Source organism: Sphingomonas sp. P2_B6, from assembly GCF_056404755.1.
In genome coordinates, this window is the sequence record NZ_JBFUDK010000004.1 from 149,587 (window position 1) to 164,273 (window position 14,687).

General features: G+C 66.9%; 12 protein-coding genes and 1 pseudogene. 5 read left to right on the forward strand and 8 right to left on the reverse strand.

All coding sequences use genetic code 11. The features are described from left to right. Positions 1–108 precede the first annotated feature (108 nt). A complete protein-coding gene (gatA, locus tag AC1DX5_RS07400; RefSeq protein ID WP_478014709.1) occupies positions 109–1,590 on the reverse strand; it encodes an Asp-tRNA(Asn)/Glu-tRNA(Gln) amidotransferase subunit GatA in 1,482 nt (493 codons plus the stop codon). Continuing rightward, a complete protein-coding gene (gene gatC, locus AC1DX5_RS07405; protein ID WP_465173637.1) occupies positions 1,587–1,874 on the reverse strand; it encodes an Asp-tRNA(Asn)/Glu-tRNA(Gln) amidotransferase subunit GatC in 288 nt (95 codons plus the stop codon). Before gatC ends, gatA begins: the two co-directional genes overlap by 4 nt. Before the next feature lie 129 nt (positions 1,875–2,003). On the opposite strand from gatC, the gene AC1DX5_RS07410 reads away from it, so the two are divergent. Next, positions 2,004–3,110, forward strand: a complete 1,107-nt coding sequence (locus AC1DX5_RS07410; RefSeq protein ID WP_465173638.1) for a DUF3089 domain-containing protein — start codon at positions 2,004–2,006, stop codon at positions 3,108–3,110. Between the two features lie 142 nt (positions 3,111–3,252). Next, the gene (gene ruvX, locus AC1DX5_RS07415) at positions 3,253–3,717 is read left to right on the forward strand and encodes a Holliday junction resolvase RuvX (protein ID WP_478014710.1); all 465 of its coding nucleotides are present in this window, start codon (positions 3,253–3,255) and stop codon (positions 3,715–3,717) included. 137 nt (positions 3,718–3,854) lie between these two features. Here ruvX and AC1DX5_RS07420 read toward each other — a convergent pair whose 3' ends face one another. Then, a complete protein-coding gene (locus AC1DX5_RS07420) occupies positions 3,855–4,760 on the reverse strand; it encodes a helix-turn-helix domain-containing protein (protein ID WP_478014711.1) in 906 nt (301 codons plus the stop codon). A 1,207-nt stretch (positions 4,761–5,967) separates the two neighbouring features. Here AC1DX5_RS07420 and AC1DX5_RS07425 point away from each other — a divergent pair. Next, a complete protein-coding gene (locus AC1DX5_RS07425; protein WP_465173641.1) occupies positions 5,968–6,957 on the forward strand; it encodes an aspartate carbamoyltransferase catalytic subunit in 990 nt (329 codons plus the stop codon). Further along, positions 6,954–8,180, forward strand: coding sequence for a dihydroorotase (locus AC1DX5_RS07430; RefSeq protein WP_478014712.1), 1,227 nt, complete (start codon positions 6,954–6,956; stop codon positions 8,178–8,180). Before AC1DX5_RS07425 ends, AC1DX5_RS07430 begins: the two co-directional genes overlap by 4 nt. A 132-nt stretch (positions 8,181–8,312) precedes the next feature. Here the strand turns inward: AC1DX5_RS07430 and AC1DX5_RS07435 are convergent. Then, positions 8,313–8,888 (reverse strand): annotated as a pseudogene (locus AC1DX5_RS07435) (OsmC family protein); the annotation flags it as partial. Continuing rightward, the gene (locus tag AC1DX5_RS07440) at positions 8,863–9,768 is read right to left on the reverse strand and encodes a diiron oxygenase (RefSeq protein WP_465176910.1); all 906 of its coding nucleotides are present in this window, start codon (positions 9,766–9,768) and stop codon (positions 8,863–8,865) included. The gene AC1DX5_RS07440 and the pseudogene AC1DX5_RS07435, both read right to left, overlap by 26 nt. 286 nt (positions 9,769–10,054) lie before the next feature. On the opposite strand from AC1DX5_RS07440, the gene AC1DX5_RS07445 reads away from it, so the two are divergent. After that, positions 10,055–11,905: an alpha/beta fold hydrolase gene (locus AC1DX5_RS07445; RefSeq protein WP_478014713.1), complete on the forward strand. Its 1,851-nt coding sequence runs from the start codon at positions 10,055–10,057 to the stop codon at positions 11,903–11,905. Positions 11,906–11,908: 3 nt separating this feature from the next. Here AC1DX5_RS07445 and AC1DX5_RS07450 read toward each other — a convergent pair whose 3' ends face one another. The 3 genes from AC1DX5_RS07450 to AC1DX5_RS07460 are packed head-to-tail and all read right to left on the reverse strand — an operon-like array spanning position 11,909 to position 14,666. Further along, on the reverse strand, positions 11,909–13,255 hold the full coding sequence (locus tag AC1DX5_RS07450; RefSeq protein WP_478014714.1) for an SPOR domain-containing protein: 1,347 nt from the start codon (positions 13,253–13,255) through the stop codon (positions 11,909–11,911). A gap of 21 nt (positions 13,256–13,276) precedes the next feature. Continuing rightward, positions 13,277–13,945, reverse strand: coding sequence for a hypothetical protein (locus tag AC1DX5_RS07455; protein ID WP_465176913.1), 669 nt, complete (start codon positions 13,943–13,945; stop codon positions 13,277–13,279). A 4-nt stretch (positions 13,946–13,949) separates the two neighbouring features. After that, complete coding sequence (locus tag AC1DX5_RS07460) at positions 13,950–14,666, reverse strand: AAA family ATPase (protein ID WP_465173941.1); 717 nt, start codon at positions 14,664–14,666, stop codon at positions 13,950–13,952. Between the last annotated feature and the right edge of the window lie 21 nt (positions 14,667–14,687).

Consider the following 14,687-nt stretch of genomic DNA (forward strand, 5'->3'; position numbering starts at 1 on the left):
TCGGGCCATCGCCGCCGTCGCGGCTCGGGCTCCCGACAAAGAAACTTGATCAATCGCCAGCCAAAATGGAGCGCCGGTTCGAACAGTAATTCGACCAGCAGCCCCATCCTACCACCACGCCTCCGGCCGCGCGACGAAGCCGGCGCGTTCTTCCAGCGCCAGCCCTGCGTTCAGCACGCCCTGCTCGTCGAGCGGCTTGCCGATGATCTGCAGGCCGAGCGGCAATCCCGCCTTGTCGAGGCCGCCGGGCACCGACATCGCCGGCAGGCCGGCAAGCGAGCTGGGCACGGTGAACACGTCGTTCAAGTACATCGCGATCGGATCGGTCTTTTCGCCAAGCGCGAACGCCGCGGACGGCGCGGTCGGCGTGAGCAGCAGGTCGCAGCTTTCCCAGGCGCGCTCGAAATCGCGCGCGATGAGCGTGCGGACCTTCTGCGCCTGGGTGTAATAGGCGTCGTAGAAGCCGGCCGAGAGCACATAGGTGCCGATCATGATCCGGCGCTTCACCTCGTCGCCGAAACCGGCGGCGCGGGTTGCCGCATACATGTCCTGCAGGTTGGCGCCCTCGGGCAGGTCGCGCAGGCCATAGCGCACGCCGTCATAGCGGGCGAGGTTGGATGAGGCCTCCGCCGGCGCGATGATGTAATAGGCCGGGAGCGCATAAATCGTATGCGGCAGCGAAACCTCGACGATCTCCGCGCCGGCGTCCCGCGCCCAGTCGATACCCTGCTGCCACAGCGCCTCGATCTCGGCCGGCATGCTGTCGACGCGATATTCCTTGGGGATGCCGATGCGCTTGCCGACGAGGCTGGATGACAGGCCCGCCTCCCATTTCGGCACTTCCAGGTCGAGCGAGGTCGAATCCTTCGGATCGAACCCGGTCATCGCCTCCAGCATGATCGCGCAGTCGCGCACGTCGCGSGCSATCGGKCCGGCCTGGTCGAGCGACGARGCGAACGCCACCACGCCCCAGCGCGAGCAGCGGCCATAGGTCGGCTTGATGCCGRMGRTRCCGGTGAAGGCGGCSGGCTGGCGGATCGAGCCRCCGGTGTCGGTGCCGGTCGCCGCCGGGCAGAGCCGCGCCGCGATCGCCGCCGAGCTGCCGCCGGAAGAACCGCCCGGCGCGAGCGCCGCGTTGCCGCCGTCCGCACGCCGCCAGGGCGAAATGACGTTGCCGAAATAGCTGGTCTCGTTGGACGAGCCCATGGCGAACTGGTCCATGTTGAGCTTGCCCAGCATGCCCGCGCCCGCATCCCACAGCTTGCCGGAGACGGTGGACTCGTAGGGCGGCGTGAAGCCCTCAAGGATATGGCTCGCCGCGGTGGAGGCCACGCCCTTGGTGCAGAACAGGTCCTTCATGCCGATCGGCACGCCGGCCAGCGGCTTGAGCGTCTCGCCCGCCGCGCGGGCCGCGTCGGCCGCCTCGGCGGCGGCGATGGCATGATCGGGCGTTTCAACCAGAAAAGCGTTGAGCGCCTTGGCCTGGCTCACCTTGGCGACGAACGCGTCGGCCACTTCGCGCGCCGAGAAGGTGCCCTCTCGCACGCCGTCGCGGATCGCGGCGACGCCCAGATCAGTCAGCTCGGTCATTCGATCACCTTCGGCACGGCAAAAAAGCCATGCTCCGCCGCGGGCGCATTGGACAGCACCGCATCACGCACATTGCCGTCAGTGACGACATCGTCGCGCAGGCGCAGATGGTTGGGGATGACGGCGGTCATCGGCTCGACCGACGAGGTGTCGACCTCGCCGAGCTGCTCGATCCAGCCCATGATGTTGTCGAGCTCCGGCGCGATGCGCGCGGCCTCTTCCTCGGTGATCGCGATGCGGGCAAGGCTCGCGATCTTCTTCACGGTTGCGATATCTACGGACATGGCCGCGCGGCTAGCAGAGCGCGGCCAAGGCGCGCAACCAAAAGGCGCCGTACGCGATCAGGTTGTTCCGCCAGCCTCGCGCCGCCGAAGCCGATTGCAAGCGCCGCGATCCTGCGGCACGGGCCCTCCATGGCCCGCAAATTCCTCTATCTGATCGCCGTGCTGATCGTGCTCGCAATCGCCGGCCTGTTCGTCTTCCGGCTGTATGGCATCGAGATGACGCGGTGGACCTTCGTGCCGAAGGCCGTGTTCGAGGCCCAACCCGCGGTCGCGCCGAACGCCTATGCCGATGCGAAGATGTGGTTCGCGCGGCCGGACAAGCGCGGCAATCCCGCGCTATGGACACCTGCTGGGTATCAGCCGGCCGCAGCGCCCGAGGCAGCGATATTCTTCATCCACCCGACCTCCTTCCTCAACGGCCAGCGCTGGAACGCGCCGCTCGACGATGTGGACGCCAATGCCCGGGCCGAGCTGTTCCTGCGCGCCCAGGCCACCGCCTTCAACGAGGCCGGCGCGATCTGGGCGCCGCGCTACCGCCAGGCGACCTTCGGCGCGTTCCTGACGACCAAGGCCGAGGCGCAAAAGGCGCTGGATCTCGCTTATGGCGATGTCGCCGCCGCCTTCGACCAGTTCCTGAAAGAGGCGGGCGACCGCCCGATCATCCTTGCCGGCCACAGCCAGGGCGCGCTCCATCTGACCCGGCTGCTGCATGAGCGGATCGCCGGCACGCCGCTCGCGAAGCGGATCGTCGCGGCTTATGTGGTTGGCTGGCCGGTCTCGAAGGCCGCCGACCTGGCGCGCATGGGCCTGCCGGAATGCGCCGCGGCCAACCAGGCCGGCTGCATCCTTTCCTGGCAGAGCTTCGCCGAGCCGGCCGATCCGGCGCTGATCCTCGACGCCTATGACGCGACCAGCGGCTTCACCGGCGCGCCGCGCCGGGGCACCGCGATGGTCTGCACCAACCCGATCACCGGCACGGCCAATGCAGCCGCGCCGGCGACCGCCAATCTCGGCACCCTGGTGCCCGACAAGGATCTGGGTGCCGCGACGATCCAGGCGGGCCAGGTCCCGGCGCAGTGCGAAGGACGCGGGCTGCTGATGATCGGCACGCCGCCCGACCTCGGCAGCTATGTGCTGCCGGGCAACAATTACCATGTGTACGATTACAGCCTGTTCTGGGCCAATGTCCGCGCCGATGCCGCGCGGCGGCTGGCGGCGTTCAAGGCGCGAAAATGACTGATATTCCTCCACTCGTCATGCTGAACTTGTTTCAGCATCCATACGCGTTCACTTGCCCCACCGGCGCCGCTCTTGAGGCAGCTGGCCGCGCACGGATCCTGAGACGAGTTCAGGGTGACGGTTTGGGGTATGCCCTTTCATGATCACCACCGACCGCGCCGTCTTCCGCGAGGCGCTGCCGACGGGCGGGCGCCTGATCGGGCTGGACGTCGGCACCAAGACGATCGGCACAGCGCTGTGCGATGCGGGGTGGAGCTTCGCCAGCCCGGCCTTGCTGATCCGCCGCACCAAGTTCCAGAAGGACAAGACGGCGCTCGCCGCGCTGATCGTCGAGCAGCAGGTCAAGGGCATCGTCATCGGCCTGCCGCTCAACCTGACCGACGGCAGCGAGAGCCCGCGCAGCCAGTCGAGCCGCGCCTTTGCCCGTAACATGGAGGATCTCGGCCTGCCGATCTTCCTCCAGGACGAACGCTGGTCGACTCAGGCGGTTACCCGCACCCTGATCGAGCAGGATGCCAGCCGTGCGAAACGGGCGGAACTGGTCGACAAGATGGCGGCGGCGTACATCCTGCAGGGCGCGATCGACGCGCTGGTGAGCGGCTAGAATCCGACCTACCCAACCGTCACCCCGGACTTGTTCCGGGGACCATCGCGCAACGAATACCGTCAGCGCGGGAGGGGAAATGGATGCCGGAACAAGTCCGGCATGACGGAGGTATTCAATGCACCTTTTCTCAATCGCTAGGGTTCATTCTCACCGTTCCGTTTCGACGGGTGAAGCCCCTGGACGGGCGCGCCGACCACGCGCAGTCGTTCCTCGATCGCGCGGCGCAACACCTCGCGCGGCGACTTGAAATAGGCCCGCGGGCTCGTGCCCATGAACGCCTTGAAATCGCGGTTGAAATGGGCCTGGTCGTAATAGGCGGGATCGATCAGCTCGGTCAGCGGCTGATCCAGCGCATTACGCACCGCGCCCAGGGTCCGCAGGAACCTCTGGCGGCGCAGCAGGCGCTTGGGGGTGAAGCCGAACACGCGCAGGCACAGCCGGCTGAGCTTGGCCGGCTGAACATCGAGCTGATCGGCGAATTCGGCGACATCGGCCGCCGAGCCGGAGACGAGCACGTCATGCGCCCTGAGCGCGAGCGGGTTCTGTTTGCCGCCATGCCGCGAGCGGCGAATGAGCGTGCGGTCGAGCAGCGCCACCCGACACGCATCGTCGGGACAGGCGCGAAGCGTGGCCGCCAGTTCCACACCATCGATGCCGAATCCGTCGCCGAGCGGCACCACCTTGTTCGCGACCGCGCCCGCATTACCGCCGATCAGCCTGACCCATCCCAATGGCGTCAGCCCGACGCCGAGCAGCCCGCCGGCGGGACTCGAAAACTGGCGGGTGCGATCAGTCGGGCCGAACAGCGCCGGCGCGAAGGCCGGAACCATCGCGCCGGTGGCGAGATCCTGAATCTCCCATTCGCCCCACAGCACGAACCGGACATTCGCCCATTCGGGATGAAGGAAATCGCAGAGCGGCAACGTCGATTCGACGATGACATAGGCAGTGATCAGATCACGAAGTTCAGGCGCCGGCAGATGGAACCGCACATCGGACACAAGCCGGCCAAAAGCCGCCCCCGCATCGTCATTCGTCACTCGTTTCCCCACCGACCCGCGACCCGGATGTACCATGATCCTACACGGCAAGTGCCTGAGGTCGAGACACATTCAGCCGTGCGTTGGTGCATTACATGTTAACCAGCCAAGCGCGCGTCGAGTCCTCCGGATGACCTTGTGCGATGCGCCGTCGATACTCGACTGGACGCAAACAATCGGCTCGACGGATATTTACGCTGATCGGGTCTGCAATTTGCGCGATCCTCCCGCGCAGGTCATCAAACAACCTATAATGTCCGACAGGTAGGCGCTGAGCCCGGAGCAGGCATTTTCGGGCCCGTGTAAGATCGGAAATAGTGACGCACCACATCTCCGAAACTGCTCGATATTGTCGCGGCCCCGCCGTCGACGACGGCGATTGTTCTGCCATCGGACCCCGCCACCCCTGCTGAGTAAATCTGCTTTATCATCTGACCATCTTTCCAGATGATCACGCCGATGCGCAAATCTCCACCAGAGTTCCGACCAAACTCATAGCGGATCGATCGAGTCGATAATGCATGGGAGAAATCCGACATGGTGCGCGTCCCTCGGCTCAACTCGATATGACACGCATAGGATTTCAGCGTATTTTGGTTAATCCGAACCGGTGATTCCAGATCCGGCCTGATGACGAGGATTTCGATCCTGTCCGCCCGGCGCAACGCCTCCGAAATAGCGGCTGATGTGTCAGATACGGCCCACACCGTTCCCGGCAATATGACGCAAGCCATTGATATTACTATAGCAATTGCGGATTTGCCCATGGTCAGACTGCCTTGATGGTAATGCGGAGCGCGCCCCCTTGGACGGCAAACAATTACCGCCTTATGCGGCAAAGAGCGGCAGCTATCTCGTTCGCGAACCGATGGTTAGTTAAACGGCGGCGGAATTCTTGGTATCAATATCCTTCGGCGCAGCGAGCAGGCAAGCGCAGATCACCTAAACCGAGTGCTCGCGGGACGATCGATAGATCGCGTGGAATTCATGTCGTGCGTACCAAGCCGAACTGGATTCACCACCAAATGGATGGTTTCGCGGAGTGGGCCAGCCTCCAAGTGGAAACTCTCAATATTTCATTGCCTTGGGGCGTGATCGAATGACGATCCTGCCATAATATGCGGGTCTCTGGACGTTTCTTTCCAGGCCCCTGTCCGCGTGGCGCCATCTTGCGCCCTGCCCCACCCCTCGCTACCGAACCCCTTTAATGCCAGCATCAGATCACCGCCCCGCGACCCTCATCCAGGGCAGCGCCGTCTTTCCGCACCGGCACCTGACCGGGATCGACGGATTGCAGCCGCACGAGATCATGTTCCTGCTCGACGAATCGGAGCAGTGGGTCGAGGCGAACCGCAGCCGCGCCAAGAGCGACAAAAGGCTCGAAGGTCTCACCCAGATCAACGCTTTTTTCGAGAACAGCACGCGCACGCTGCTGTCGTTCGAGATCGCGGGCAAAAGGCTCGGCGCGGACGTGGTCAACATGCATGCCGCCCAGTCCTCGGTGAAGAAGGGCGAGACGCTGATCGACACGGCGATGACGCTCAACGCGATGCGCGCCGATGTGATCGTCATCCGCCATATGAGCTCGGGCGCGGTGCGGCTGATCGCCGACAAGGTCGATTGCCCGGTGCTCAATGCCGGCGACGGCAGCCACGAACATCCGACTCAGGCACTGCTCGACGCATTGACGATCCGCCGCCGTCGCGGGTCTGTCGCGGGGCAGCGCGTGGTGATCTGCGGCGACGTGCTGCACAGCCGGGTCGCGCGCTCCAACATCCTTTCGCTGACCGCGCTCGCCGCCGAGGTGCGGGTCTGCGCGCCCTCGACCCTGATGCCCGCCGCGATCGAGCGGATGGGCGTAACGCCCTTCACCGATTTCGACGCGGCGCTCGACGGGGCCGACGTCGTGATGATGCTGCGCCTGCAAACCGAGCGCATGTCGGGCGGCTTCGTGCCATCCACCCGCGAATATCATATGCGCTACGGCCTGACGCTGGAGCGGCTCGCGCGCGCCAGACCCGATGCGCTGGTGATGCACCCCGGCCCGATGAACCGCGGCGTCGAGATCGATTCGAACGTCGCCGACCATGTCGAGCGATCGGCGATCACCGAACAGGTCGAGATGGGCGTGGCGGTGCGCATGGCGTGCCTGGATGTGCTGACGAGGCGAGCGCGGAAAGTGGAGGGCTGGGCATGATCCGCGCCTTCTCCAACGCCGTGCTGGTGAGCGCACAGGCGGACGGCCCCACGACATTGGTGATCGACGCCGAGAAGATCGTCTCGATCGGCGGCCACGCGCCCGCGGGCGCCGACCTCACCGATTGCGCCACGCTTGGCCGCTCCGTGCTCGTCGCTCCTGCGATCATCGATCTCGGCGTCTTCGCGGTCGACAAGGCCGCCTGCCGCGCGGGCGGCATCGTGCGGGTCGGGCTGATGCCCGATCAGTCGCCGGTGCTCGACGACCCCGGCATCATCCAGCGCGCCGCCGACATGGGCAAGCCCGACATCTGGGTCCACCCGATCGCCGCCGCGACGCGCGGCCTGGCCGGCACCGACCTCGCCGAAATGGCGATCGCCCGCGATGCCGGCGCCCGCGCGGTCGCGACCGGCCGGCGCTGGATCGCGGATTCAGGCGTGATGCGCCGGGTGCTTGCCTATGCGCACGACTGCGACCTGACGGTGATCACGCATGCCGAGGATGCCGGGCTGGTCGGCGCGGCGGCTGCGACCGAAGGCGAGACCGCGACCCGCCTGGGCCTGCCTTCCGCGCCCGCTTCCGCCGAAGCGCTGGCCATCGCGCGCGACCTGATCCTGGCCGAGGAAACCGGCGCCCGGCTGCATTTCCGCCAGGTGACCACCGCTGCCGGCTTCGACCTGGTCCGCCGTGCCAAGGCGCGCGGCCTGCCGGTGAGCTGCGGCATCACGCCCGCGCACCTGTTCCTGTCCGACAATGCGATGAGCGATTTCCGGACCTTCGCGCATCTCTCCCCCGCCCTGCGCAGCGAGAGCGACCGCCAGGCAGCGCTCGCGGCGGTGGCCGACGGCACGATCGACCTGTTGTGCTCGAGCCACGATCCGCGCGGGCCCGAGGAGAAGCGCCTGCCCTTCGCCGATTCCTCGGCGGGCATGGCCGGTGCGGAGACCCTGCTGGCACTATCGCTCGGGCTGGTGCGGGACGGCGTGATCGGGATCGACCGGCTGTTCGCGCTGCTGGCGGCCAATCCGGCGAAGGTTCTGGGGCTTGAAGCGGGCACGCTTACGCAAGGCGCGCCTGCCGATTTCATGCTGCTCGACTGGGAAGCGCCGTGGCAGATCGACACCGATCGCATGGTCGCCAAGGCCGGCAACACGCCGTTCGACAAGCTGCCCGTGCAGGGCAAGGTGCTGCGCCTGTTCAAGGGCGGCAGCGAGCTTCGCTAGAGCGGCGAGCCCTGAATCGAACCACCTCCGTTCGTCCTGAGTAGCCATTGAGCTTGTCGAAATGGCGTATCGAAGGACAGGCCTTACGCGCTTCAACTGTCCTTCGACCAGCCGGCCGTTCATCGGGATCGGGCGGCTCATGTTGAAATAATTCGGCGAGGTCGCCATCACCGTTTCGTGGATCGCCGCGAACTGTTCGGGCGTCCCATTGCCCTTGATCCGCACGTCATAGTCGATCGTCCGGTATCCGGCGGGCACCGAGTCGCTCAGCCCGAGGAAGCCGCGCAGGTCGAGCTCGCCCCGCGTCTCGATCTCGAGCTGGTCGAGCTCGATCCCGGCGATCGAAGCGCCGGCGACATAGCCGACCATCATGCACGCGTTGACCGCCGCCATCAGCAGTTCCTGCGGGTTCGGCGCGATGTTGGTGCCGAGCAATTCGGCCGGCTCGTCCGCCACGATGCGGAAATCGCGGGCGATCCGCTCGCCGCCCAGGGTGATTTCCTCGACCGTCGTTTCGCTGCGGGTCTGCCCCATCCAGCGGCTGGTGACGTGGAAGCCGGCCTTGGCCCGGGCGGGCTCCGCCTGGATCGCCTCGACGACCTCGCCCAGCGCGGTCAGATCGATGTCGTTGATGTTCTTGTTCGAAACCATGTCCAGCATGGGAATTCTCCTTGGTTGACGATCAGTTGAATTGCGGCGCGGCGGCATTCACCAGCGCGAGCGCGGCGGGCGAAATTGCCTGAAGCGTGCCGACGAACTGTGGATGCGCCATGCCCGAACCGAGATAGGTCCAGCGCGCGGCCTGGTGCTGCTGCGCGATCAGCGCCATGCGGTCGGCGACCGGGCGGCCCGTTGCCTGCTCCAGCGCGGCGACGTTGAACGCCGCCTGCTGCCCGAGCCCGCCGTCGATAAAGGCGACGATCTCGAGATATTCGCCCGCCGCGGCGACGATCGCGCCATCGTTGCGGCCATCGGCCAGCGCCTCCACCATCAGGGTGTCGACCTTGGCGTGCTGGCATTCCTCCATCCAGTGATGCCGCAACAGGCTCTTGAACAGCGGATCGAGCCCGGCATCGTCGCGGACGCTGTCCAGATAATGGTTCTGCGTCATCCACTCGATGTGCAGGATGGCCAGCGCCACCGCGAGCGGATCGTGCCGCAGCACCTCCGCCGCGATCGCCTCGGCCGGGCCGATCACCTGGCAGGGCGCGCCGAATCCGGCCGCATAGGCTTCCTGGAATCGGCGGAAGAGCTGGATATGCTTCGCCTCCTCGCCAGCGAACTGGAGCAGCGCGCGGACGCGGTAATCGTCCGCATCGAGCAGCGGCCGGACATGATCGAGCACGAACGGGAGGATGAACTCCTCGATCACGCCGAACAGGCTTAGATATTGATGGCCGCTGATCTGGTTGAGCAGCGTGCGCGCCGCCGCGTCCAGGCCGGGCGCGGTGTCGGTACGTGCCAGGGCTTCAGGCATGAACCGGGCGGTGAAGTCGAGCCGGTCGTCCGGCCCGAGCACGTCGTCGAGGCGCCAGCCGGCGCGCTCCGAGGAGGCAAGCACCTCCGCGTAGGTAAAGTCGCGATACATGGAAAATCTCCGTGAAGGGTCAGGCGACGCCGAACGGCGTGAGCGCCAGCGCCAGCGTGAAGCCGCCGCAGATCAAGGTGCCGCAGGTGACGAACAGCAATTTCGTCACGTCGGGCGGGGGAATGATGTTCACTGTCTTTTCTACTCCTGGATGCGGGCGGGGGGTGCCCGAAAATGCGACCAGGTTCTTATCGTTGACGGTGAATTAGGCCGGTTCGGCCCTGAGCTGAATGATCGCGCGACCGAAACAATTGATCGAAACGCCGGAAAAGACGACAATCCGGCGATGGATGTACTGGCCGACATATTGTCGTCGATGCGCCTGAGCGGCGGCGTCGTGATCGACGCCGAGCTCGGCGGGCCGTCCTGCCTTGTCTCCCAGTTCACCAAGGAACATTGCGCGGCCTATTTTGCCGAACCGGCGCATGTGATCGCTTATCATTATGTCCGGTCGGGCCGGATCTGGGTGGAGGTCCCGGGCGAGCCGCCGGTGGAGGCCGAGGCCGGATGCGTCATCCTGCTGCCGCGCAACGACAAGCATCTGCTCTATTCCGAACCAGGGCTGTCGCCCGTTGCGTCCGAGGATCTGATCGAGCCGGGGCCGAGCGGGGAGCCCGCGCGAATCCGCGTCGCGGGCAAGGGCGAGCAGACCATGCTCTATTGCGGCTTTCTGGGCAGCCGCTCGCCCGAGAATGCGCTGATCCAGAGCCTGCCCAGCATGATGCTGATTCACGCCGGCGACCCTTCCACCAAGGACTGGCTCGAAAGCTCGCTCCGCTTCGCCGCGGAGCAATATGCCGGAGCGCCGCCGATGGTCGTCGCGCGCCTGACCGAGCTGCTGTTCGGCGAAGCGGTGCGCCGTTACATCGAGGGCCTGCCCGAGGGAGAGGGCGGATGGCTCACCGGCCTGCGCGATCCCGGCGTCGCCAGGGCGCTGTCGATCATCCACAATCGTTATGCCGAGGCGCTCGACGTGACCGGCATGGCGCGCGAGGTCGGCATGTCGCGCTCCGCCTTTGCCGATCGCTTCACCGCGCTGATCGGCGAGGCGCCGATGCGCTATTGCGCGCGCTGGCGCATGCGGGTCGCAGCGAACATGCTGCGCGACGGCAGGGCAAGCAGCACCAACATCGCCTATGATGTCGGCTTCAATTCGGAGGCAGCCTTTACCCGCGCCTTCAAGCGCGAATATGGCGATCCGCCCGGCGCGTGGCGACGCCGGCTGGCCCGGCCCGATGCTGCCGGCGACAGCGACCTGGCGGCGCCATCCGCCGCCGCGAAGGCGGACGAGAGGATCGCCGTCTGCACCTCGCCCGACGGCACGCGCATCGGCTGGTCGGACATGGGCGAAGGCTTCCCGCTGCTCCAGCCCGCGGTGTGGTTCCACCAGATCGAGGAGGATCGTGCCTCGGTCGCCTGGCAGCATTGGGTCAGCGAGGCACGCCGAGGCCGGCGGCTGATCCGCAGCGACCTGCGTGGCGTGGGCCGGTCGGACCGCGATCCGCCGCGCTGGACGTTCGACGCGCTGCTCGAGGATTTCGCGGCGGTTGTCGACGCATCGGGGGTGGACCGGTTCGACCTGTTCGGCCTGTCGCACGGCTCACTAGTCGCGCTCGCTTATGCCGCGCGCCACCCGGCACGTGTGCGCCGCATGATACTGTATGGCGGCTATGCCGCGGGCTTCGAGGTGCGCGGCGATCCCGAGGAGATCAAGCGGCGCAAGTCCTTGCTCGACATGGGCCGCATCTACCGCGACGGCGGTCGCGACGTGTTCGGGCGCATGCTCGGGGCGCTCTACTGGCCCGATGCGCGCGGCGCGATGATCGACTGGTTCAACGATCGGCTCGGCACGATCATGGGCCTGAACGAATCGCTGCAGGATGTCTTCCGCTCGTTCGACCTGCGCGGCGAGCTCGGCGCCATCACCGCCGAGACGTTGATCGCGCACAGCCGGGGCGACCGCATCATCCCGCACGCCTGCGCCGAGGAAATGGCGCGATTGATCCCGGGCGCGCGGCTGCTGTCCTGCGACAGCGAGAACCATATGCTGCTGGCGGACGAGCCGGCATGGCCGGTCTTTATGCAGAGCCTGCGCGGATTTCCCGGCGCAGCTGGGAACGGCGTGACGCCGGCCTGAGGCTCAGCGCGAAGCGATCTGCCGGCCGGCGGGGCGCACCCAGGACGCGACCTGATCGCCGGCCTGGACGCGGACGAAGCAGGTGCCGCCCCTGGCCTTGAAGCGCTGGCACAGCGCGTCGGCCTCGGCGCGGGCGAAGCCACCGACCGATAGGCGGTAGAGGCTCCCGGCACCCGATGTGATGCTCACGCCCGACGGCGTCTGCCCGGCAAAGGTCGCATTGCCGCGGACTGCCCGTCCCCAGGCGTCCTTCGCCACGGCGGCGTTCTGATATGCGCCGAGCTGGACGAAATAATTGCCCTTCGCCGGCGCACGCGTCACCGCTGCCACGACCGGCTTCGCCTTCACGCTCGCGATCCGAACGGGCCGCGAGGCGAGCGTGGCCGCCGGGAGGCGCTGAACGACTTCCTCGCGCGGGCCGAACACGACATTGGCAAAGGCGGGTTTGGCCGCCGGGGCGGCGTCGACGGGCGCCGCGGCGACGGCTACATCGGCCGCAGGCGATGCGGGCACGTCTTGAGCTGCCTGAGGCGCCTTGTCCGCCTGGCCGGGCATGAACGCGTCGACCGGGGCCGTGGCGGCCAGCGCGGTGCCCGGCACCGAACGGTTGAGCGCGAGCGCCACCGGCTGGCCGGGATCCATCACCGCCCTGACGCCGAGCAGCGCGGCGACCTGGTCATAGGCCGATGTCGGGCGCGCGAATGCGGCCCATTGCAGCATGCGCTGATCGATCTGGTCGGGTGCGAGATCGAAGGACGCCATCGTCTTCGCTTCCTGCCAGCGGCCGGCCAGCGCAAGGCTGAGCGCGAAATTCTGCCGTGTCTTGGAATCGGCGCCGGGCGAGCGCACCGCGGCGTTCAGCACGTCGACCGCGCCGGCGGGATCGCCGGCCAGCGCCATTGCCAGCCCGCGGTCGCTGACCGGGATGATGTCCTTGTGGGTGTCGAGCGTCTGACGCGCCGTGCCCCAGTCGCCCGTGGCGATCTGCGCCAGCGCGAGGTTGAGCGACAGCTTGCCGTTGCCGGGATCGAGCATCACCGCGTCGGCAAAGGCCTGGCGCGCGGAATCGAACCGGCCGGCGCGCAAATAGCTTTCGGCCAGCAGCGCGCGAAAGCTCGCGACCTGCGGGCGCAACCCGACGGCCGCTTCGGCATGGAACACCGCCTGCCCGGTCTTGCCCCGGTTCAGCGCCGCGCGCGCCTTGCCCGCTTCCGACGCCGCCTTGCGCTCGGCACGCGATTCGTCGCGCGCGCTGGCGAAGGCGATGCCGCCATGCGAAGTGATGCCGGCCAGCGCGCCGCAGCCGACAAGCGCGGTGAGCCCAAGAGTGACGATCGCCCGGGTCTTCATCGGAACTCCCCCAAATTCAATTCAGCGTGTCGCGCGGGGCGGCAGCTGGCTGGCCAGCTCTTCCACCTCGGGCAGGGATTGCAGGAACGAGTCCAGCGCCTGAGTCACCAGGACCTGAGCGGAGCAATTGTGCAGCGCGCTCGCGAGGCGCAGGCGCAGATGCCGGCTATGGTCGAGCCGCAGCGTGAAGGCGGCCTTGCCGGCCTTGGCCTGCGCCTCATGCCCGATCCGCGCGACGACGGCCGCCGACACGGCAACGGGCGCCGGCACTGGTTTGGCGACGCGGATCGCGAGCAGCGAGGCCGACTCGAATTCGGGCTCGGGCTCGGCTTCCGGGTCGGGACTCTGAGCTGCCTCAGGCTCGTCACGCACAACCTCATGAGTCGGTTCGGACTCGTGAGAGCCAAGCTCGCTCTCTGGCCACCGCGCGACCTGTGGTGCCTCGAATTCCTCCTGCAGCGCCTCGCGCTGACGCAGCACGGGCGGCACGATGGCGGGCGGGGCATAGGCATCGGCGCCATGACCCTCCGGCTCTCCCATGTCGTTCCAGCCGAGATCGTCGTGCGGCGCCGGAATGGCGCCGAAGCCACCAAAACCCTGGGGGCGCATCGCGGGACGTGCCTGGCCCTTGCGGGCGAGCAACGTCGAGGAGAGCGAAGCGAACGGCTTGGACTGCCCTAACATCGTCATCCTCTCACCCCACCACGCGGCGGCCGAAACCGCCTGCTGCCGGACGCTGCGACGCATAGCCATTCTGCGTCGTCGGCGCCGAGAAGACGGTGCGGCGGAAATTCCGCTCCAGCCGATCCGAGATATAGGTCCAGAGCTGCTGGATCTCCTGGCTCGACCGGCCGTTGCCATCGACTTCCATGACCGTGCGGCCGTCGATCATCGATGCAGCGAAATCCGTGCGGTGATGGACGGTGATCGGCGCGACCGTGCCGTGCTGCGACAGCGCGACGGCGGCTTCGGAAGTGATCTTGGCCTTGGGCGTCGCGCCGTTGACCACGAACAGCAACGGCTTGCCGGCGCGCTCGCACAGATCGACCGTGGCGCCGACGGCGCGCAGATCGTGCGGCGACGGGCGGGTCGGGATGACGATCAGCTCGGCCACCGCGATCACGCTCTGGATCGCCATGGTGATCGCCGGCGGCGTGTCGATCATCGCCAGGCGGAAGCCCTGCTGACGCAGCACCTCCAGATCGGCGGCAAGCCGCGCGACGGTGGTCTGGGCAAAGGCCGGAAATTCGCTGTGCCGTTCGTTCCACCAATCGGACAGGGACCCCTGGGGATCGATATCGATCAGCACGACCGGGCCAGCGCCCGCCAGTTGCGCCTGAACGGCCAGATGCCCCGACAAAGTGGTCTTGCCGGATCCGCCTTTTTGCGATGCCATCGCGAGAACGCGCATGTGCCCCATCAACTCCCACTG